This window comes from Pseudomonas sp. KK18 (assembly GCF_037094675.1).
Lineage (GTDB): Bacteria > Pseudomonadota > Gammaproteobacteria > Pseudomonadales > Pseudomonadaceae > Aquipseudomonas.
Genome location: NZ_CP146605.1, coordinates 4021213 through 4042293 on the forward strand (window position 1 = coordinate 4021213; position 21081 = coordinate 4042293).

Sequence of the window (21081 nt, forward strand, 5' to 3'; positions counted from 1 at the left end):
GCTGCGCGCGTCCCTGCCGCGACACGGTCAGTCAGCGTCAACGCGCTGCTCTGACCTTACGGCGCCACTGTTTTAATAGGTATGTGGTGCCTACAACGTTATCGGCCGGCTTGAGGATTTAATGGGGGATGTTTCGAAATATTTTTTCACACTTCTGACAACTGGCACTTTCTGGCATCCTGCGCCTCCTTTTTCCTACCCGGGCCCGTATTTTGTCTGACACTCAAACCCCTCGCCCCCGTTATAAATCCGACCTGATCTACGGCCTCGACGACCGTCCGCACTTCAGCGCGGCGATATTTGCCGCCCTGCAGCACGTGCTGGCCAGCTTTGTCGGGATCATCACCCCGACGCTGATCGTCGGCGGCGTGCTGGGCCTGGAAAGCGAAGTGCCGTACCTGGTCAGCATGGCGTTGTTTGTGTCCGGGCTCGGCACCTTTGTGCAGGCCCGCAAGTTCGGCCCGGTGGGTTCGGGCCTGCTGTGCCTGCAAGGCACCAGTTTTTCGTTTATCAGCGTGATCCTCAGTGCCGGCTTCATGGTCAAGGCCCGGGGCGGCGGCACCGATGAGATCCTGTCGACGATCTTCGGCATCTGCTTTTTCGCGGCGTTTATCGAAGTGGTGCTCAGCCAGTTCATCGGCAAGCTGCGCAAGCTGATCACCCCGGTGGTCACCGGCACCATCATTACCTTGATGGGTTTGTCGCTGATCAAGGTGGCCGTCACCGACATGGCCGGCGGTTATGGCGCCAGCGACCTGGGCGCCGCCGGCAACATGGGCCTGGCGGCCCTGGTGCTGCTGACCATCGTGGTGCTCAACCGCTTCAACAACCCGTTCCTGCGCCTGGGTTCGATCGTGATCGGCCTGACCCTGGGTTTTGTGGTGGCCTGGTGGATGGGCCGCGTCGACCTGGGCGCCCTGCCCCAGCTGCCACTGATCAGCGTACCGGTGCCGTTCAAGTACGGTTTTTCGTTCGACTGGGTGGCGTTTATCCCGGTGGCGGTGATCTTCCTGATTTCGCCCCTGGAAGCCGCCGGTGACCTGACCGCCAACTCGATGATCTCGCAACAGCCGGTCAAGGGCCCGCTGTACATCAAGCGCATCAAGTCCGGCCTGCTGGCCGACGGCCTCAACTCGGTGATGGCGGCCACCTTCAACAGCTTGCCGATGGTGACCTTCGCCCAGAACAACGGGGTGATCCAGTTGACCGGCGTGGCCAGCCGTTATGTGGCGTACTTCATTGCCGGGCTGCTGGTGCTGCTGGGGCTGTTCCCGATGATCGGCGCGGTGTTGCAACTGATGCCCAAGCCGGTACTCGGTGGCGCCACGCTGATCATGTTCGGCACCGTGGCCGTGGCCGGGATCAAGATCCTCGCCGAAGCCGGGCTGCACCGGCGCAATGTGCTGATCGTGGCGATCTCCCTGGGCATGGGCCTGGGTGTGGCAGCAGTGCCGGAAGTACTGCGCGAGCTGCCCAAGGCACTGCACAACATCTTCGAGTCGCCAATCACCGTGGGGGCGTTCTGCGCTATCGTGCTGAACATCTTCCTGCCTGAGGAGTTCATAGAACTGGAAGAAGATGAATTTGATCCGGAAGCCTCCACCCTCAAAGTGATGCAGGACCCGGACGTCACGAAATAGGAGAACCCGTTTTATGCGCAAGCTCATGGTTTTGTCACTGCTGCTACTCACCCTGAGCGCGTGCGCGCTGTTCCCCAACCGCGACCCGGTGAACATCAACGTGGTGGGCATCGAGCCGCTGCAGAGCCAGGACCTGGAAGTGCGTTTCGCGGTGAAGCTGCGGATACAAAATCCGAATGAAACCGCGATCGACTACAGCGGCGTGGCCCTGGACCTGGAGGTCAATGGCCGGCCGCTGGCGTCCGGGGTGAGTGACCAGGGTGGCTCGATCCCACGCTTTTCGGAGACGGTGCTGACGGTGCCGGTGAGCGTTTCGGCGTTTTCCGTGTTGCGCCAGACCCTTGGCTTGAGCCAGACCCAGAGTTTGAATAACCTGCCGTACGTGTTGCGCGGGAAACTCGCAGGTGGCCTGTTCGGCACCATGCGCTTTGTGGATCGCGGGACCCTGGACTTTCCCAACACTGCCACTTGGTAACGACATGGATGCGCAACCTACGCTGTATACCGAACGGCTGATCCTGCGGCCGTTGACGCTGGAGGATGCCGAGGGTGTCCAGCAGCAATTTCCGCACTGGGAAGTGGTGCGTTACCTGAATGCCCTGGTGCCCTGGCCGTACCCGGCGGATGGTGCGCGCAGCTATCTGGAGCAGGTTGCATTGCCGGCGATGGCCCGGGGTGAGGAGTGGCATTGGTCGATCCGCCTGAAAAGCGCGCCTGGGGTGTTGATTGGTAATGTCAGCCTGATGGATGAGGTGGACAACAACCGCGGCTTTTGGCTGGCGCCGCAGTGGCAGGGCCAGGGGTTGATGGCCGAGGCCAGTGCGGCGGTGACTGAGTATTGGTTTGAGGTGCTGGAGCGGCCCGTGATGCGCGTGCCCAAGGCGGCGCCGAACGTGGCGTCTCGCAGGATTTCCGAGCGGACGGGGATGCGGTTGGTCAGGACCGATGAGGGGCAGTTTGTCGCTGGGAGTTTGCCCAAGGATATCTGGGAGATTACCCGGGAGGAATGGCTGGGGAGTCGGCGGGGCTGAGGTGGGTTTTGGGTGTATATCCGTTATTTGGGTAACGGCTGATAGGGGTTCCGCTCTTACAGCGGCTCACTTTTGAAGAGCGCAAAAGTAAGCAAAACGCTCTTGCCCCACCACTCGGCACCTCGCTAATGCTCGGTGTGCCCTCACTCCGGCTTTGGACCGTGGGCCGCCGTCATGGGCCATCCCTGGCCCAGGACGGCTAACCCGGCGTCCTGCCGGGTTACCCACGCTCCAAAGCCTGCGTTCGGCCAGCGTGGTTTAACGGGGCGCCTAAGATCAAGATCTAAAGCAGATCAAGAGCACAGCGGCCTCCCGGCCGGCTTGAGTGTTAAAAGCAAAAGCAAAAACCAGAGCGAAAACAGATCTGCTTTTCTGTGGGAGCGGGCTTGCTCGCGAAAAACCTGAGAGCGCCGCGTTGAATCAGGATGCTAGCGTCATCGTTAACGACCTTCGCGAGCAAGCCCGCTCCCACATTTGGACCGTGCCCGCTTTAGCTTTTGATTTGCTCTTCAACACTCAAGCCGGCCGGGAGGCCGCTGTGCTTTTGCTTTTGCTTTTGATTTTGATCTGACTGCCCCAATAAGCCCGAGGCCGAACGCAGGTATTGCGGAGCGGGTAAACCGGCAGGACGCCGGTTTAGCCGCGCCGGGCCATGGATGGCCCGTCGCGGCGGCCCGCGGAGCAATGCCGGAGTGAGGGAACACCGAGCCTAGGCGAGGTGCCGACAGGCGGGGCAGAGCCCTTTGCTTACTTTGGGGCTTTTCCAAAGTGAGCCGCTGTAAGAGCGGAACCATAAGCCGCCGTTACCGAAGAAACGGATATGTACTCAGTCAACAATAAACCGAACCCCCGCCCTAACCCGCTCATCCACGATCAATTCGAAAATATCCGGCCGGGCATAATGCCCAACCACATCATAGTCATACCGCGCCCGCCCCAAATCATCCGTATCAATCCGCGCCACCAGCAACCCCGCCCCACCGAGCAATGGCCCGGCAAGAACGTCCCCCATGGGCCCGACAATCACACTGCCCCCCGCGATCAGAGGCCGATCCACCGGCCAGTTCGCCACCTCCACGCCCAACGCCTGGGGTGACGCCTGCACCTGACACGCACTCACCACAAAACACCGCCCCTCATGGGCAATATGCCGCATGCTCACCTGCCACATTTCCCGCTCATCCACCGTCGGCGCGCACCACACTTCAACACCCTTGGCGTACATCGCGGTGCGCAACAACGGCATCATGTTCTCCCAGCACACGGCGCCGCCGATGCGCCCTACCGCGGCATCAACCACCGGCAACGTCGAACCATCACCCTTGCCCCAGATCAGCCGCTCAGTGCCGGTAGGCATCAATTTGCGATGCCTGGCCACCAACCCGCCCACCGGCTCGAAATACAGCACCGTGCAATACAACGTGCTGCCACTGCGCTCGATCACGCCCAACACCAGGCTCGCCCCGGTGCGCGCCGACAAGCCGGCCAGCGCTTCGGTCTCCACACCCGGCACATCAATCGCATTGGCAAAATACCGCGCAAAGGCCTCGCGCCCTTCAGGCAGGCGATACCCCAGCTGGGTGCCGAAGCCTTCACCTTTGGGATAACCCCCGAGCAACGCTTCCGGCATCACCACCAGTTGCGCACCGCTGCGCAGGATTTCGTCCTCGTAGGACAGGATCTGTTCCAGGGTCTCAGCCTTGCCACCCGGCAAGGAACCAATTTGCAGCGCAGCCACAGTAGAAACAGGCATCACGATCACTCCGTATCAATGGGGGTTGCCCATTCTCCGGCCAGCGGCAATCATGAATAAAGCCCGCTTCGCTGCTAACTGATATGAGCCATATGAATATCGCCAACGTCGATCTCAACCTGCTGAAAACCTTCGAGGCCCTGCACGACGAATCCAGTGCCAGCCGTGCCGCCCTGCGTCTTGGCGTCACGCAGTCGGCGATCAGTGCAGCCCTGCGCCGCTTGCGCGATGTGTACGGCGATCAGTTGTTCGTGCGTACCGGCCGGGGCCTGGCGCCCACCTTGCGGGCCAATCAGTTGAAGCCGGTGATCAGCGAAGCCTTGGATCGTTGCCGCCAGAGCCTGGCGATGGTGGATCCCCTGGGCAATCACTATCAGGGCCGTTCGGTGGTGGTGGGGTTATCGGATGATTTCGAAATCGCCTACGGCCGGCGGCTGATTGAAGAGATTGCCCGGCGTGCGCCAAAGCTGCGGTTGATGTTCCGCCAGACCCACAGCCAGATCGTTGCCGACGCCCTGCTCGACCGCAGCCTGGACCTGGCAATCACCGCCGGCGGGTTTGCCGAGCGCCGGTTGAGCCGGCAGGTATTGGGGGAAGGCCATTACGCGTGCCTGGTGGACCCCGACAGCCTGGCGCCGGGACAACAGGCCATCGACCTCGACGAGTTCGTCAGGCGCGAGCATGTGCTGGTGTCATCCGGCGGGTTTATCGGGATCACCGACGAGGGCCTGGCCGCGCAGGGGCTGAGCCGCCACGTAGGTGCCTCGACCACGCACTTCGCGGCGCTACCGTTCCTGCTCAAGGGCAGCCAGGCGGTGGCGACCATCCCCGGCCATGCGGCCCAGGCCATCGCGCAGATGACCGGACTGAGGGAGCTGCCTTGCCCGCTGGCGCTGCCGCGTTACCCGGTGGAGCTGGGCTGGCGCACCCAGGCGCAACTGGATCCGTTGCTGCTCAAGGTGCGCGAGGCAATCGAGGCTTGTTTTACTTCGCCGCCATCAGGCGATTGACTTCACTGCGCACCATGTTCGAGAACTCCGGCGGTGACATGCCGTCCAGTTCTGCACGCACCCATTCGGCCCATTTGCCCTTGCGCTTGGCGCGTTCGCCAAACAGGCGGGCGGCCTCGCCCTTGGCCTTGCCCAGGTTGCTTTGCCAGAGGTCGTAGAGACGGGACTTTTCATCTTCCAGCGCGGCGCGCTCGGCGAGGGGCTTGTTGGCCAGATTGAAGCTCATGTTGAATTACCTGCTGCACAAATAGGTGACATCTTACACTGTAGGTTGAAATTTCCTGGCCTGGATTTCTCCTAAGCTGACCACAGGAAAAAAACTGCAACTTTTGCCCGCTTCAAACACTCCATTCTTCATCAAGCGCATTCATTGCCACATTCACCCGCAAGGAGTTAACCCAATGGCTCGCAAATCTGCCGCCCAAGCCGTCGAAGACCAAATCAAGGACCAAGCCTTCAGTGAGCTGACCGCACTGATCGAAGAATCGGACAAGCTGCTCAAAAGCAGCGCGTCACTGGTGGGGGAAGAAGGTGAAACCCTGCGTGAACAGGTCGCCATTAAGCTCAAGCAGGCGCTGGACTCGGTGTCCAATGTGCGCGAGCGCAGCAAGCCGGTGGTGGATGCCACCGAAACCTACATCGGTGGCCATCCATGGCAGACCGTGGCGATTTCCGCCGGGTTTGGCCTGGTAGTCGGCCTGTTGCTGGGCCGCCGCAACTGATCTGATGCAACGGCTGCGCCCTCCCCGGGCGCAGCTCGCTTCAGGCCTGTGCCAACACCCGCAACCGACTCAATTCCTGCGTTTCGATCTCGATCCCGCCTGCCTGCGACTTCGCCCGTGTGCGATGGCGCCGATCCCCCGGCAAACGCCGCAACCCTGCCGCATGCATCTGTCGCACCAGCTCCTGGCTGCGCTCGGCGAAGCTCTGCCCGGCGGTCTTGCTCGGGTCGATCACGATCAGCAGTTGGCCGGTCCATGGGGTGCGGGCGCCGGGGTGATCGGACCAGTTGAACTCAAACGAGAAGTTACCGCCCGTGAGGGCCGCGGCCAGCAGCTCGACCATCATCGACAGGGCCGACCCCTTGTGCCCGCCAAACGGCAACAGCGCGCCGCCTTCGAGGATCGCCTTGGGGTCCTGGGTCGGTTGGCCGAGGCTGTCCACGCCCATGCCGGGTGGCAAGCGCTCGCCCTTGCGCGCGGCAATCTGCACGTCGCCATGGGCGATGGCGCTGGTGGCCAGGTCAAACACGATCGGCAGGCCATCGGCGCGGGGCGCGGCGAAGGCAATGGGGTTGGTGCCGAACAGCGGGCGGTCGGCGCCGTGGGGCACCACGCAGGTCATGCTGTTGACCACGCTCAAGGCCACCAGGCCTTCTTCAGCAAAAGGCTCGACATCCGGCCAAAGCGCCGCGAAGTGGTGGGAGTTATGGATCGCCAGCAAGGCAATCCCGGCACTGCGGGCCTTTTCCACCAACAGCGCACGGGCGGCTTGCAGTGCGGGCTGGGCGAAGCCGTTGCCGGCATCCACTCGCACAAATCCGCTGGCCACATCCTCGACCACCGGCACCGCCTTGCCGTTGACCCAGCCACTGGCCAGGGTCGAGACGTAACCGGGGATACGGAATACACCGTGGCTGTGGGCACCGTCGCGCTCGGCGCTGGCGCAGTTCTCGGCCAGCACCTGGGCCACATCGGCCGACGTACCGTGGCGGACAAACACCTGGCGCAGCAGGTCGGTCAATTGCGCATAACTGAGTCGCTCTGATGAAGACTCGACATCCAAAGGCGATGCAGACATCTGAAGCTCCCGTTTAATTATTGGAATGGGCAACAGCGTACAAGAATCGGTCCGTCGATTAGACAGGGTTTGCCCCATGGCTGTCGACAGGGAGCGCCAGACATATCTAGCCCCTCGTGGCGCCAGGCCTGGATAGGTTGCAGGCACGCAACTCTTCAAGGATCAGGATGATGAGCCACACCCCTCTCCCGTATTTTTTCCCCGAAGCCATGCGCGTGGGCTGGAGGGCGCTGGACCGTGAGCGCCAGCTGAACATCGACAGCAGGGACATCGAGTTTCTCGGCAAGGTGTTTTTTGCCAGCGATGCAGGCCGTCGCCAACAGTCGCCGCCAATGATCGCGCAGCGCATCTGGTTGAATAAAAGCACTGCCAATGCCGTCGAACTGGCCGGCAGCTTCATGATGAGTTCAACCAGCGCCTACCCACATGCCTGGCTCTACACCCCGTACGGCGGCCTGGAAAAATTCGACAGCCCCGCCCACTTGCTGACAGCACTGACCGAGCGCTTGAAAACCCCGGACAGCGCCACGCAACTGCTGTACTTCCTGCCCTTGCAGCAACAACCATCGCCGCTACTCGACAACCGACTGGTGCTGACACCGGAGGCCATGCTCGACGACGTATTGGGTGAACAGGAAAAAACCCTCAGGCGCTATCAGGAGAATAATCGCCAGGCGCTGCTGGCGGCGTTGAAACAGTTGCCCGCCCTCGGCGCCCTGCTTTCAAAACTGCTCGAAAGCGTCTGCCGCCCACTGTTCCCCGGGCTCAGCCCCGGCGAAGCCCACGTGAGTTTTTTCGCCATACAGCCCGTTGGGCACACGGTGCCTCGCTGGCTCGACTCGCTGCAACTCAATGACGCGGTGCTGTTGTACTACCGTGAACAAGCCTGGCCCGCCGGGCAAACCCGGGAGTTCTTCCACCCCAAGCGGCCTGCCGACGCCAAGGCCCGCGACACGCAGCGTTGGGAAACCGCGATCAAACAAGCAGCCGGCCAACTGATCCCGTTCCTGCACAGTGCACTGGAGACGTTCTGGAACAGCGAGATCGCACCGGGCGTGTCGCGTCGGGCCTGGTTCGCCCGGGCCATGGCCGCCAATGCGCAACTGGATCTGCTGTTCAAGCGCCAGCAATCCATCATCAGTCCGGAGCAAAGCCGCGCATTGGCAGCGCTGTACTCTTCCCGGGGTAACGAGGCCCCCCCGGACAGCCAGACGCTGCGCGTCGAGAACGTACAGATCTGGGAGCAGCCGAGCAACGCCGTCGAGTTGGCCAGCACCTTGATGATCGGCAATTCGCAGACCTTTCTCTACACCCCCGAGAAGGGCCTGCAGGTGCTCGGGACCTACGACGATCTGATGGACACCCTCAAGGCCATGGTCAAGGCACCAGGCTATGAAGACGACCTCTACAACCTGATGTCCCTGGAGGAGCGGGCGCTGTTTGTAGGGTTCAAGACGCCGCAGTTTTCCGGCACTCCCATCGCCGGCAATCTGTTTGAGCAGGTGCTCGAAACCATCATCGGCAAGCAGCAACAGAACCTACGCTACGCACTCGACCTGTACCGACGCACCCGCGCCGGCATTGACCCCTCCGCCTTGCTCGACTACGCGCTGGATGTGCGGTACATGATCGACAGCCACCTCCCGGGCCTGGATACCGCGGGACGCTGGACGCCTCATTCGGTACTGGCCGACCCGACTCGCCCGGTGTCGCTGGCCGCCGAACGTGCCGCCCTGCTGCAAAAGCAGATGACCGATATCCAGGACACGCTGGCAACCCAGGTGCGAGCGCAACCCACATTGGCCAACACCGTCAATCAGGCGCTCACCGCCGAGTTCAACCGCCGCGGCTTGGCTGGCCACGATCCCGGCAAGATCTACGTCAATCGCTACGCCGCCAGTGCAAGCGCGACACGCGCCACTGCGCCCCTGGAAAGCCAGAGCCTGCGCAGTTACTTTCTTGCGCGCCTGATACACAAGCGCGGGCCGATTCCGCAAACGCCGCACTATGGCCTTTACGCCAGCCAGGTCGATGGGGCTGTCACACCGCTGGGCGGCCTGGACATAGCGCAAGCCAACGCAGTGCTCGATGCCGCACTGGTCAAGTTTCATCACTCCAACATTGCCGATATTCCCCGCGAATACCTGGAACAGCTCAAGGCGCCGATGGCCCATGCCATGGCGGTGGCGATCCAGGGCGAAGCCAGGCTCAGGCGCCTCAACAACAGCCTGGACGCGCGTGATGAGGCGATCGCGCAGACGGTGTTTGATCTTCAACACCCTGATCGCCGCCGGCGCCAGGGCCTGGGTGGATTCATCCCGGATGCCTATGCGTTGACCGTCGAACCCGAGGGCCTGACGCAACGGGTGCCCCTGGCGCATTGCTTGATGCTCACCGAACGCGGTGGCCTGGCCCCGTCCCACTCAGGCCGGGCCGTGCTGTGGACGCCGGCGCGCGGCCTGGAGAGTTTCGCCAATGTCAGCCAGTTGCAGACAGAACTGCAACGACGACTGGCCGCCCCGGACCTTCGCAGGCAGCTACTGGCCAATCTCGACCCGCGCTATCTCAAACCGCACCAGGCCTGCGCACTCGGTCAGTTCATGCTGATCAACGGCGCGGTCGCACAGCACTGCCAGCAGTCCTGGATTGATCATTACAGGGCACAACGGGCTCACTGCCTCACCCTGACGCTCTCAGGGGACGCCTTGCTGAAGCGTCTCGGGGGGCTGGAAAAGGCCTTGCCGGCCAACGACCTGGGCCATGCCTCACAAATCGCCCAGACCTTCATGGCACAACAATCACTGCCCGCCTGGCTGGGGATGGCGTCTGTCAGCCAACAGCGTCGCCATGTCGAAATCCTTGAGCAATACCGCCACAGCCTCACGGACGACAAGGATTACCTTGACGATTTCCTGCCGCTGCCAGCGTATCTCGGCAGCAAGCTCATCGACTTGTTGCAGCCCTATGACGTGCGCCCGCAAGACGTCTACATCCTGCCCAAGCTGGTATTGGCCGGCCAGCGGCAGAACCTGGTGGACTACGCCCTCAATCACGTCAGCCAGCAAGCTGCTGCATTCGATGTCGAGTCCACAGCCGCCGGCCTGACACCTGCTGTGGTGCGCCAGATCCTCGCGCGCCTGCCCCTCAAGCAGGACCACCAGGCTTGCCTGGTCGAAAAACTCACCCCGGGCAAGCCGGGCGCAGACGTGCGGGAGCGCCGGTTTATTCGGCAACTGCCCTGGCAACTGCTGCAAAATGCCCACGCGCTGAGGCTGCAGGAACTGTTATCCGCCCCGGGCCTGAGCCTGGTCGAACAGGTCCTCGACATGCCGGACGCGCTCGCCCGCGCAGCGGTCGAGGGCGCGACCTCGACAGTGCGTCCGCTGGAGTTGATCGCCACGGCGGGGGCCCGGTCCATCAAGGCCCTTGGGGTCTACTTGATCAGTGCCGTCGAAAGCACTCCGCTGGTGATGTATGCGCCCTATGGGCCGCAACAGGCGTTCCAGGAGTTCGACAACGAGGCGGATTTGATTCGCCGGCTCAACCTGCCCGGCCCCTTGCAGGACTGGGTGATCGGTCGCCTGCCAGAGGCTGAGCAAGCCACGTATAGACACCTCTGGGCCAGCACGGTCGGGGGAACCTCGGAAATCACCCTGGGGGCCAATCCGATCAGGGGCCACGCCCTCAAGCAGTTGTACCGCGACAACATCGGATTGATCTCGAACCTGTTTGAACAGCAATCCCAGGCCAACGGCCGGTCAGCCTGGGACACCCTCAAAGCCTTGTTCAGCAGCGGACTGCAGCACGCGCAGGCGTTGCTGCCGGGCAAACTGATGGTGCCGCTGGTGATCTGGCAAAGCTACAAACTGTTCCAGGCCTCTGCCGAAGACTTGCAGCAACACCGCTGGCGCGAGGCGCTGCAAACCTTCATCGGCGGTGTCGCGCAAATGGCTTCGATCCGCGCGTTGATGGATGAACCCTCGACACCAGGCACCGCCCCCGCGCAACCCGCGCCGACGCAAACGGCCAGTGCCTGGCACGACATCGACGTCACCGCCCGGGCCCGAACCCGGCTGCAAGCGTACGAAGCCTGCGACATCAGCCTGGAGGGCCTGACGGCAGGCAACACGGGCGTCTACACAGCGACGGACAACCGGCATTACCTGCCGTGCGCAGGCAAGGTCTACCGCGCCAGGCAGGTCGAAGGCCATTGGCGGCTTTTCAGTGCACGGTCCAAAGGACCGTTTGTGCGCCTGGATGCCAACCGCAAATGGACCCTGGACCCAAGAGCATCAGTTCGCCGCCACGGCCCCGGGTGGAGTGCAATGATGGACCGCCGTGAGGTGCGGACAGCCGTGGACCAGGTGATGAACGTCGAGGCCCGCGGCCTGGCCGAGATTCGGCGTGTGTCGCCCTCCAGGGCCCAGGCGATCGTCGAGGCACTGGACCTGGCAACCTTCTACCTGCACAACTGCCAGCAGAACCTGAAGCTGCTCGACCACCAGTATCCGCCCGTGACCCGGGTGCATCGCTTTATCAACCGCTTCTTCGGCATCCCGATAGACGCCGACACCGGCCCGGCCAAGTTTCCGGAAGCCCTCGCGCAAAAACTCATGGACACGGTGACCGCCCTCCTCGATGAGGCGCTGGAGCCGGCACTCTACTCGCTCAACTCCCGGCGTTTCGTCTCCGGTGCGCATATTGCCGAACCCGAACGGCACTGGGCGTTTACCATCGACGGCGACCCGGATCGACGCATCTACCTCACTGAAAACTTCTTCAACCCGCCTACGGCCGATTTCGAAGGGCGCCTGATCAATCACTTCGACCAAAGAGCCCATGCCCGCGCGACCACCTTGATTCATGAGTTGACTCATATCGTGAGCAATACCGCCGACGTCGCCTACCTCAATTCCACATCACCTTTTCCCGACCTGATTGAAGTACAGACCCAAGCCGGTCGCGATCTTCAGGACTGGCTGCGCAACGTGCAGGAGAATGCGTACTCGATCAACACGCCTGTTGGGCAATTGTTCAAATCAACGGACGCGTGGGGGCCTACCGGATTCGACCTGGGGACCGACCCGGAAGATGACTACATCAAGCAGCAGATTCTTGCCACGACCGGAGGCGTGGACTTGAGCAACGCGCGGGGAATTTTCAAAACCAACCTGACGCGGCGGTTCAATACACAGATGGATAACGCCGACTCACTGACCTTGCTGATCACCACCCTGGGGCGCCAGCTGGACCCCGTGCCTTCGATTGCCGAAGCCACACCGTAACAGACAGGGTGCGGGCCGAACGCCCGCACCCGTCAGTTCATTCAGTCTTTCTGATCGCGCAACACATTGCCCGACTCACCATCGATGCGGAACTCATAGACCACGCCATCGGCCTTGCGCCCCTCACCTTCCCAGTAGCCATCGTTATCGGCTTCGATCTTGTAGATCTGGACGTAACCAGCCTTGGTCTTGGCGGTCTCGATGGCTTTTTCGATGGTGATCCAGCCTGCGCCCGGTTTGTCCGCCAGGGCGGCTCCAGCACTGAGCAAGGCGGTGGTTGCGACAACGGCGGCTAAGGTTTTCTTAAGCATTTTCGTGCTCCATTAGGGAATGAGTGTTACCTGTCCTGAATTTTTAGGGCCCTGCAGACGAGAATTAGTTCCAATTGATGTGCATTCGCCATGATGGCTGTTCTCGCCGTCCTGCTGTGGAGGTTAGAATGTCGGAAATCAGGATGAGTTAATGACAGATAAGTCCCTATCAGAAGCCGAATACGACGCCATCACCGATGCCGCTGCGCACTGGTGCATGCGTCTGCACGCTGGCGATTGCACGACGGCGGAGCGTCAGGCCTTCGAGCAGTGGCACGATGCGCATCCACTGCATGCCTTCGAATACGCCGCGATGCTGGAAATCTGGGACGTTGCCGATCACTTGCCCCGCAGCGATCCGGCCCCCGTCGTGGCGCGACGACAACCTCGCAGCCGTTTGAGGAACTACGCGGTAGCGGCGGCGATATGCCTGGTGGCCTTGCCACTGGCGGCCTTTACCGGCTGGGAAGCGGGCTGGCTGCCCAGTTCGTACAACCATTACGAAGCTGAAAACAGCTTGCGCCAGGTCACCCTTGACGACGGCAGCCAGGTTGAACTGAACCTGGGCACCGAACTGGTCTACAGCAATTTCAAGGATCAGCGTCGGGTTACCCTGAAAAAAGGCGAGGCGTTTTTCAAGGTCAGCCATGACGCGCAACATCCGTTTATCGTCCACGCCGGGGACGGCCAGGTTCGAGTGACCGGCACTCAGTTCAATGTCTGGAAATACGAAGACCATGTGCGGGTCATGCTGCTGCAAGGCTCGGTGCTGGTGAGCAGCGACGACGCCCATAGCGGCCTGCGCCTGTCACCCGGGATGCAGGCCAGTTACAACCGTGGCGACGCCAGCCCCCAGGCCCAGCCAATTGCCCCGGGCGACACGGCCCTGGCCTGGCGTGAAGGCAAGCTGATCCTCGACAACCTGGCCCTGGCCGACGCGTTGCCGTTGATCAACCGCTACCTGAGCAAACCGGTGATGCTGGCCGACGCCGGCACCGGCGCGATCCGCATTGGTGGCATCTACAACATCAACGAGGTGTCCAACCTCGTCCCCTCCCTGCCCAAGGTCCTGCCGGTCTACCTGACCCAGAACCAGGACGGCAACCCTGTACTCAATTCGATTCCGCGCAAAACCCCAAAGAGCTGAGCCAGGGTCATGGGCCTGCGCCCTCCTCCCGGATGCTGCCTGCGTCAAATCGTCCATTTTTGAAACACTTGCACCGGCTGAGCTGACAGCTGGCTGCGGAGTGCCGGGTTTACGGCGCGCAGTGTTTCATCCCTGAGACACCTGCCAGGCGGGCTGGACAAGGGCCCGTTGTCTCACAATTGAAACACATCCCCTGCGCGTTCTTTCTCCCGCGCTCATAACCCCATGAATGTCATCACAAATTCAAAAGCGGCACAGCTCCTGCTCTCTTCCTGACAGCGCTGTTTAGGGTCAGCGCCAAGAATAAGGAATGCCGTCGTGAAGACACTTAATCCAGGCTCGTTGAGCCTTCTGCTGATCAGCTGTGTACTGAGTACCAGCGTGAGCCTCCCGGTGCTCGCGGCAGGCGACGGTGTGATCGTGATTCAGCGCACCGTCCAGGGCCACATGGCTGGCCGCACCGCTGGCGTCGATCCCAACCCGGTCACCGTCAATGCCAATTCTTCTCCACAGATCCTGCGGGCCACCAGCGAGCTGAGCGACAACGACTACGCCAACATCAGCAGCGGCTCCAGCATCACTCGCGCCATCCTGCCTGGCGGCAACCTTCCCGGCTTGACCAACAACGGGGGTGGCGTAGGCCTTGGTGGCGGCGCAGCGGCCGGCCATGGTGGCGGCTCCAGCCTCTCGGGGCAGATCAACGGCTCAATCTCCCGCGGCATGGCGCCTTTGAACAATATCGGCAGCCTGATGGGAGGCCAGTGAGATGAACCATTCCTGGTTGTTCCTGGCGATCCTGGGCTGCTCGGCGGCCATGGCTGACAACAGCGCAGTGATCGACAACTCCGGCAAGCAATACAACGGCATCGTCTCGATCAACCAGGCGGCCGGCAGTCAGCAACAACAGCTCAACAGCCGCGCGATTTCGGCGGGCAGCAACTCCCAGGCGGGCGGCGCCCTCAGCCAGACCATCGGCGGCGCACCGGCCGATCGCTCCCAGAACGCCAAGGTGGCGATCCAGGGCAGCTCTTTCAGCAATGGCAGCGGTGTACTGGGCGTCAACCAGTCGGCCGGGGCCAGCAACCAGATGATCAATGCGGTGCGGATCAGCGTGAATGCTGGCCCGCAAAGCATCGACGACAGCGTCATGTCGCAACAGAACGTGGCGCTGTCACCAAACTCAGGGTTCACCTCTACCACTGGCAGCCGCCAGGTCGTCACAAGCGACCAGGCCTTCACCGGCAGCCGTGGAGTGGTACAGGTGAATCAGAGTGCCGGGGTGGGGAACCGCATGGCTAACGCCCTGAACGTACAGATCCAATGATTCATTGGAGCTCGAAGCTGGACCGTACCAACACTTAACCAACTAATTAGAAGCAAGGGGAAATACCATGAAAACTACAATGGCTCTTAAACCACTGGCCTTCGCTCTCGCTGCAATCATGGCTGCCGCCGCACATGCCAACCCACCTACTCATCAGCCTACCGCTGCAGTAGCCGCCGTTTCCGATGCGCAATCGAGCAACCACAATGGCGTGCTCAACCTGGGCACCCAGAACAACGCGTCGGCCAACAACTCGTTGAACGGCAGCAGCGGCAACGCCCAGGCCAACATCGCAGCCGGTGATGGCAACCAACAAGACAACCAGACCGCCATTGCGGCCGGTGATGCAGATGCCGTGTTTGCCCAAGCTACCATTACCCAAGACAACCGCAACAACGTCTCGGTGCAAGTGGCTACCCACAACAACGCTTCGCTCAACAACTCGGCCAACGGCAGCTCCGGCAACCTGGGTGTGAGCGTTGCCGCGGGTAACTTCAACCAACAGAAAAACCAACTGGCAATTGCTTCTGCCAGTGGTGCCGCCGCCGCTGCCTCGAGCAACACTACTCAAACCAGCGTCGACAACACCTTCCTCAATACCGTGGCCACTCAGTCTGGCCCATGGGGCAGCCACACTTACCTGCCTGTCGTGAACAACGCCAGCGCCAACAACTCGCTTAATGGCTCTTCGGGCAACCTGGGCGCCAACATTGCTGCAGGCGTGGGCAATCAGCAGGGCAACACCACTGTGATTTCCTCCGGCGTACGTTTCTGATGCAACGGGGCCTTGGCGACAAGGCCCCTTTTTATTCCAGTGTCCTCCAGGCCATTCGATCATGCGGATCATCGCCCTCACCCTCCTGTTATTGCTCACCGGCCCGACTTGGGCGGGGCAAATGGCGATTGCTGCCATGCCCGGCGGTGGCGTGATTTTCAAGAAGGTCGAGAGCATCCGTGAACGCAAGTTCGCCAACCTGGTGGAACAGAAAACCGATTTCAGCTGCGGTGCCGCCGCCCTGGCCACCATCCTGCGCCAGGCCTACTGGATGGATGTGGATGAAGACCACATCATCAAGGGCATGCTGGTCAACGCCGATCAGGACCTGGTGCGTACCCAGGGCTTTTCGATGTTGGACATGAAGCGCTACCTGGAAAGCATCGGGATGCGCGCCCGGGGTTACCGGATCAATGCAGACACCCTGCTCACGGTGAAGATCCCGGTGGTGGTGTTGCTGGAGATTCGCGGCTACAAGCACTTCGTGGTGATGCAGCGCGCCGACAAGGACTGGGTGTACATCGGCGACCCGGTACTGGGCCATAAACGCTATGCCCGCGACGACTTCGTCAAAGGCTGGAATGGCATCGTCTTCGCGGTATTGGGCGAAGGTTATGACAAGACCAACGTGCTGCTCGACCCGCCCACCCCACTGACGGCGAAAAACAGAATCAATGAGTTCAGTCCGGTGCGGGACAGTGAATTGATGGACTTCGGTTTTATCCAGAGCGACTTCTTCTAGAAGCGCAATAAGGGGCAGGACGCTCCAGGAGCAAACGATGAACACTTACCGTTGGCTGACGGTCATGTGCCTGGCAGCCTCAATGCCCGCTTATGCGTCATCGGTGTTCAAACCGATTGAAATAAAGGACTCGGAACTGGCTGACCTGCGCGGTCGCTACGTGATGCCGGGGCGGATCATCAGTTTTGGCATCGTGATGAGCAGTACCTGGACCAATGCCGCCGGCGACAGCGTGACCGGCTCGGCCAGCATGAACGTCAACGCGTCGACCGTCACCCCGCAGTTCTATGTGCAGGTAACCGACAGCCCCACCAAAGTCTCGCCCAACCAGCCGAATGGCACCGGCACGGTGGTCGGTGGTGCCGGCCTGGGCAGTGGCCAGGGTGTGACCCAAAGCGTGCGCGCCGCCGGCGATGGCAACACCGCCAGCAATAACGTGAATATCAATGTGAACCAGAATGGCTTGTCGCCGGCCAATGTCGTCCAGTCCGGACAAGCCCTGGTGGCTGGCCAGTCGGTCACCGGCAGCACGGGTGCCGGCCAGGTCACGGTGTCGGCCGCCAATGGCGGGCTGCAAATGGCGATCCTGGCCAACAACAATCAGGGCAATTCGTTGCAGCAGATCGGCGCCGGGAATGTCCTGCAAGGCACGGTTTTGCAGGGTAACAGCAACTTCGTCAGCAACATGACCCAACTCAATGTGGTGCTGGGCAACAACGGTTTGAACAATTTGGGGCAGAACCTCAACCTGAATCAGCTCAGGGGCCTACGCCCTAACGGTTATTGAACTACGCTGTGCCTCGACACTTGCGCATTAGAAAGGGACGGCTTATTCCATGCATCGATCGCTATCGTTACGTGCCGTAATTTGTTTAAGCACGCTCCTGCCCGCATCCATGTTGTATGCCGCGCCGGACACCGACATAGACACATTGAAAAAGGAATTGCTGGAGCTCAAGCAACGCTACGAAGTGCAGCAAAAAGCACTGGCGGTGCTGGAGCAACGGGTACGCCAGGTGGAAGAACAACCGGTGGCGCCGCCGCCCAAGCGCCTGGCCAAATCCCCGGCAGACTTCCAGAAAGGCGGCACCACGGTGGCCGGCAACACGCCGGGAGTCGGCGCGGCTGCGGCCTCGGGCGGTGCAGCCGGTGGCGCGTCCTACGGCCAGTCCCTCAAGGATGATTCGGCCCCGGCACAGAGCGTGAGCAACTTGTATAACGAGGCCAGCGGGTTCTTTGGCAACGGCAAGTTCAGCTTTGAAACCGGCGTCACCTATTCCCGCTACGATGCCCGCCAGTTGACCCTCAACGGCTTCCTGGCGCTGGACTCGATCTTCCTCGGCAACATCAACCTGGACCGGATCAAGTCGGATAACTGGACCGTCGACCTCACGGGCCGCTACAACCTCGACAACCGCTGGCAGTTCGATATAAACGTGCCGGTGGTGTACCGCGAGTCGACCTATCAGTCCGGTGGTGCCAACGGTGGCAGCGGCACCGCGACCTCGGAACAATCGGTCACGCGTGACCCGACTATCGGCGACGTCAACTTCGGGATTGCCTACAAATTCCTCGACGAGAGCGTCAACCTGCCGGATGCCGTGGTGTCGGTGCGGGTCAAGGCGCCCACCGGCGAAGATCCGTTTGGGATCAAGCTGGTCCAGTCATCCAGCAACACCAACCTTTTCGTGCCGGAAAGCCTGCCCACCGGCAACGGTGTGTGGTCGATCACGCCGGGTATCTCGCTGGTCAAGACCTTCGACCCGGCGGTATTGTTTGGCTCGCTGTCGTACACCCACAACTTCGAAGACTCGTTCAGCGATATCAGCTCCCAGGTCGGCCAGAAGACCCCGGGGAAAGTGCAGTTGGGCGACAGCTTCCAGATCGGCGCAGGCGTGGCGTTTGCGTTGAACGAGAAGATGAGTATGTCGTTCTCGGTGTCCGACCTGGTGCAACGCAAGAGCAAGCTCAAGCCGGATGGCGGCGACTGGCAGTCAGTGGTTTCCAGCGATGCCAACGCGGGTTACTTCAACGTGGGCATGACGATTGCGGCAAGCGACAACCTGACCATCGTGCCGAACCTGGCCATCGGGATCACACCGGATGCGCCGTCGTTCAGCTTCAGCCTGAAGTTCCCGTATTATTTTTAAGGCATGACAACGGGAAAAGCCCCGCAACGATAAGGGTCGTTGCGGGGCTTTTCGGTTTACCCGCCCTAGCGGATCTGGTGTTTGTGCAGCAACCGGTAGAACGTCGGCCGGGAAACCCCCAGCACACGCGCCGCGACACTCAGGTTGTCGCTGTGCCGGTTGAGCACATCGCACAGTGCCTGGCGTTCGGCACGGTGCTTGTAATCCTCCAGTGTAGCCATCGGCAGCGCGATTGCCTGCTGGCTCTGCAATCCCAGATCAACGGCTTCGATTTGCCGCCCTTCCGCCAGTACCAGGCCCCGCCGCACGCGGTTGGCCAACTCGCGCACATTGCCCGGCCAACCGTGCTCGCCCATGGCCACCAGTGCGTCTTCACTGAAGCTGCGGGGACGGCGGCCGGTTTCCTGGCTGTAGAAGTGTGAAAAATGGTTGGCCAGCATCGCCACGTCACCGTGGCGCTCGCGCAACGGCGCGGTGACCACTTGCAGGACGTTGAGCCGGTAATACAAGTCTTCGCGAAAAGTACCCTTTGCCACCGCGGCCTCCAAGTCGACGTGGGTGGCCGCCAACACGCGTACATCCACCGCAATCGGCTGGCTGCCGCCGACTCGCTCGATCTGTTTTTCCTGGAGAAAACGCAGCAGGTTGGCTTGCAGCTCCATGGGCAAGTCGCCGATCTCATCGAGAAACAAGGTGCCGCCGTGCGCCGCCTCGATCCGCCCCACCTTGCGCTGATGGGCGCCGGTGAAGGCGCCCTTCTCATGGCCGAACAGTTCGGACTGGATCAGGTGTTCGGGAATCGCCCCGCAATTGATCGCCACAAACGGCTTGGCATGGCGCTGGGATTGGCGATGCAAGGTACGCGCGACCAATTCCTTGCCGGTGCCGCTGTCGCCACGGATCAACACCGGGGATTCAGTGGGCGCCAGCTTGGCGAGCAGCTTGCGCAATTCCCGGATCGGACGGCTGTCCCCCAGCAACTCGTGTTCCGGCTGGCCCGCAGGCGCGTTGTTACCCTTGCCCCGCAGGCGCGCCATGCCGAAGGCGCGGCCCAGGGTGACCTGCACCCGCGACACGTCAAACGGCAAGGTATGGAAGTCGAAGAACCACTCACAGACAAAATCGCCGACATTCTGCAGGCGCAGCACTTCCTGGTTAAGCACCGCAATCCACTCGGTGCCGCTGCGGCTGATCAGTTCCTTGACCGCTTCGGGTCGCTCCAGGTGAAACGGCTGCAGGCGCAACAAACCCACGTCACAGGAGCGCTCACCCACCGACTCGAGGGCGCAGCTGTCCACGTCCCACCCCGCTGCGCGCAAACCGGGCAATAGCCGATGGCAGTCATCACAGGGATCGACCACAAGCAGGCGGCGCGGGGCAGGTGTAACAATCATGACTATTCCTTGGCGTCAAAATCGTTAAAGTTATTTAAAAACAACTATTTGCAAAGTCTGCTGATAACCCTAGCAAGATCTTGACGCACCCTTTGTACCGATTCGCTATAAGTCGCGAACGAACCGGGTCTTTTATGTCAGTCGGGTGCGGTCAATTGCCGCGGCATAACTTTCATGAGGCTTTCAAAATAGCCCCTTACATGACTTTAATCAGGGAAAGTTAAAAAATCTTCTTCTAACATGTGACCCGCACCCGGTGATCGTGCATCAGTACAAGTAACCAGTCGTTAGGCACGCCCAACCAACGGCTTCCACTTGAATGGGCATTTAGAGAGAAGACCCCATGAACGCCCCGCTCCGCATCAACGAAGCTCTTTTGATCGCAGACCGTGCTTTCCAGCCCTTTCAATGTGTGGCCTGGCACGACGGCAACGGCGCCCTGAGCCTGAGCGTCATCGACCGCACCAATACCCGTATCGGTAGCAAGCAGCTGTCTTCCAGCACTTATACCGACCCGGCACAGCTCGAGGACTTGCTGTTGCAGGCCCGTGCCGAACTCGACAAAGATGGCTACCAGTTGCAATCCTGGGCAATGCCCAAGTAACTGAAGCGTGCGTGAGACGGCACCCGAAAGTGTGCCGCCCGGCTGCGCAATATATTGACCCGCACTAACTCAAGTGGACAGTCAGCCATGCAAGTTGCAACTTTGCATAGCTGAC

20 protein-coding genes are annotated in these 21081 nt (G+C 61.2%); 15 read left to right on the forward strand and 5 right to left on the reverse strand.

Annotated features, from left to right (window positions below; genetic code table 11):
* Positions 1 to 212 precede the first annotated feature (212 nt).
* From V6607_RS18210 to V6607_RS18225, 4 genes are all read left to right on the forward strand, one after another.
* Positions 213 to 1640 carry a nucleobase:cation symporter-2 family protein gene (locus tag V6607_RS18210; RefSeq protein ID WP_008431217.1) on the forward strand — a complete coding sequence of 476 codons (1428 nt, stop codon included), beginning with the start codon at positions 213 to 215 and terminating at the stop codon, positions 1638 to 1640.
* Between the two features lie 13 nt (positions 1641 to 1653).
* Positions 1654 to 2115 (forward strand): LEA type 2 family protein, encoded by a 462-nt coding sequence (locus tag V6607_RS18215; protein ID WP_003214086.1) that lies wholly within the window; start codon positions 1654 to 1656, stop codon positions 2113 to 2115.
* A gap of 4 nt (positions 2116 to 2119) precedes the next feature.
* Complete coding sequence (locus tag V6607_RS18220) at positions 2120 to 2671, forward strand: GNAT family N-acetyltransferase (protein WP_087694381.1); 552 nt, start codon at positions 2120 to 2122, stop codon at positions 2669 to 2671.
* Between the two features lie 325 nt (positions 2672 to 2996).
* Complete coding sequence (locus V6607_RS18225; RefSeq protein WP_158660299.1) at positions 2997 to 3242, forward strand: hypothetical protein; 246 nt, start codon at positions 2997 to 2999, stop codon at positions 3240 to 3242.
* 255 nt (positions 3243 to 3497) lie between these two features.
* On the opposite strand, the gene V6607_RS18230 is transcribed toward V6607_RS18225, so the two are convergent.
* Entirely contained in the window at positions 3498 to 4424 is a 927-nt protein-coding gene (locus tag V6607_RS18230; protein ID WP_134326782.1) for a carbon-nitrogen hydrolase family protein, read from the reverse strand.
* A gap of 92 nt (positions 4425 to 4516) precedes the next feature.
* Here V6607_RS18230 and V6607_RS18235 point away from each other — a divergent pair, with 92 nt between their 5' ends.
* On the forward strand, positions 4517 to 5434 hold the full coding sequence (locus V6607_RS18235; RefSeq protein WP_087694394.1) for a LysR substrate-binding domain-containing protein: 918 nt from the start codon (positions 4517 to 4519) through the stop codon (positions 5432 to 5434).
* Here the strand turns inward: V6607_RS18235 and V6607_RS18240 are convergent.
* Positions 5409 to 5660, reverse strand: coding sequence for a hypothetical protein (locus V6607_RS18240; RefSeq protein WP_003217960.1), 252 nt, complete (start codon positions 5658 to 5660; stop codon positions 5409 to 5411). The genes V6607_RS18235 and V6607_RS18240 overlap by 26 nt on opposite strands.
* A 175-nt stretch (positions 5661 to 5835) precedes the next feature.
* On the opposite strand from V6607_RS18240, the gene V6607_RS18245 reads away from it, so the two are divergent.
* On the forward strand, positions 5836 to 6156 hold the full coding sequence (locus V6607_RS18245) for a DUF883 family protein (protein ID WP_003217958.1): 321 nt from the start codon (positions 5836 to 5838) through the stop codon (positions 6154 to 6156).
* 40 nt (positions 6157 to 6196) lie between these two features.
* Here the strand turns inward: V6607_RS18245 and V6607_RS18250 are convergent, their stop codons facing one another.
* Entirely contained in the window at positions 6197 to 7234 is a 1038-nt protein-coding gene (locus V6607_RS18250; RefSeq protein ID WP_134326783.1) for an Ldh family oxidoreductase, read from the reverse strand.
* A gap of 170 nt (positions 7235 to 7404) precedes the next feature.
* Between V6607_RS18250 and V6607_RS18255 the strand changes: the two genes are divergently transcribed.
* Positions 7405 to 12519, forward strand: coding sequence for a DUF6543 domain-containing protein (locus tag V6607_RS18255; protein WP_134326784.1), 5115 nt, complete (start codon positions 7405 to 7407; stop codon positions 12517 to 12519).
* A gap of 41 nt (positions 12520 to 12560) precedes the next feature.
* Here V6607_RS18255 and V6607_RS18260 read toward each other — a convergent pair whose 3' ends face one another.
* Positions 12561 to 12830, reverse strand: a complete 270-nt coding sequence (locus V6607_RS18260) for a PepSY domain-containing protein (protein WP_003217951.1) — start codon at positions 12828 to 12830, stop codon at positions 12561 to 12563.
* A 151-nt stretch (positions 12831 to 12981) separates the two neighbouring features.
* Here V6607_RS18260 and V6607_RS18265 point away from each other — a divergent pair, with 151 nt between their 5' ends.
* The 7 genes from V6607_RS18265 (at position 12982) to V6607_RS18295 (ending at position 18968) form a co-directional block, all read left to right on the forward strand.
* Positions 12982 to 13977, forward strand: coding sequence for a FecR family protein (locus V6607_RS18265; RefSeq protein WP_134326785.1), 996 nt, complete (start codon positions 12982 to 12984; stop codon positions 13975 to 13977).
* 318 nt (positions 13978 to 14295) lie between these two features.
* Positions 14296 to 14742 (forward strand): hypothetical protein, encoded by a 447-nt coding sequence (locus V6607_RS18270; RefSeq protein ID WP_003217947.1) that lies wholly within the window; start codon positions 14296 to 14298, stop codon positions 14740 to 14742.
* A gap of 1 nt (position 14743) precedes the next feature.
* Positions 14744 to 15301, forward strand: coding sequence for an adhesin (locus tag V6607_RS18275; RefSeq protein WP_102605640.1), 558 nt, complete (start codon positions 14744 to 14746; stop codon positions 15299 to 15301).
* Positions 15302 to 15380: 79 nt separating this feature from the next.
* Positions 15381 to 16076 (forward strand): hypothetical protein, encoded by a 696-nt coding sequence (locus V6607_RS18280; protein ID WP_008432027.1) that lies wholly within the window; start codon positions 15381 to 15383, stop codon positions 16074 to 16076.
* A 61-nt stretch (positions 16077 to 16137) separates the two neighbouring features.
* Positions 16138 to 16818: a C39 family peptidase gene (locus tag V6607_RS18285; RefSeq protein WP_003217941.1), complete on the forward strand. Its 681-nt coding sequence runs from the start codon at positions 16138 to 16140 to the stop codon at positions 16816 to 16818.
* Between the two features lie 37 nt (positions 16819 to 16855).
* On the forward strand, positions 16856 to 17605 hold the full coding sequence (locus V6607_RS18290) for a hypothetical protein (RefSeq protein ID WP_003217939.1): 750 nt from the start codon (positions 16856 to 16858) through the stop codon (positions 17603 to 17605).
* Positions 17606 to 17654: 49 nt separating this feature from the next.
* A complete protein-coding gene (locus tag V6607_RS18295) occupies positions 17655 to 18968 on the forward strand; it encodes an autotransporter domain-containing protein (RefSeq protein WP_043224814.1) in 1314 nt (437 codons plus the stop codon).
* A gap of 65 nt (positions 18969 to 19033) precedes the next feature.
* Here the strand turns inward: V6607_RS18295 and V6607_RS18300 are convergent, their stop codons facing one another.
* Positions 19034 to 20362, reverse strand: coding sequence for a sigma-54 dependent transcriptional regulator (locus V6607_RS18300; protein WP_003217935.1), 1329 nt, complete (start codon positions 20360 to 20362; stop codon positions 19034 to 19036).
* Between the two features lie 343 nt (positions 20363 to 20705).
* Here V6607_RS18300 and V6607_RS18305 point away from each other — a divergent pair, with 343 nt between their 5' ends.
* Positions 20706 to 20966: a hypothetical protein gene (locus V6607_RS18305; protein WP_088423840.1), complete on the forward strand. Its 261-nt coding sequence runs from the start codon at positions 20706 to 20708 to the stop codon at positions 20964 to 20966.
* Positions 20967 to 21081: the final 115 nt, after the last annotated feature.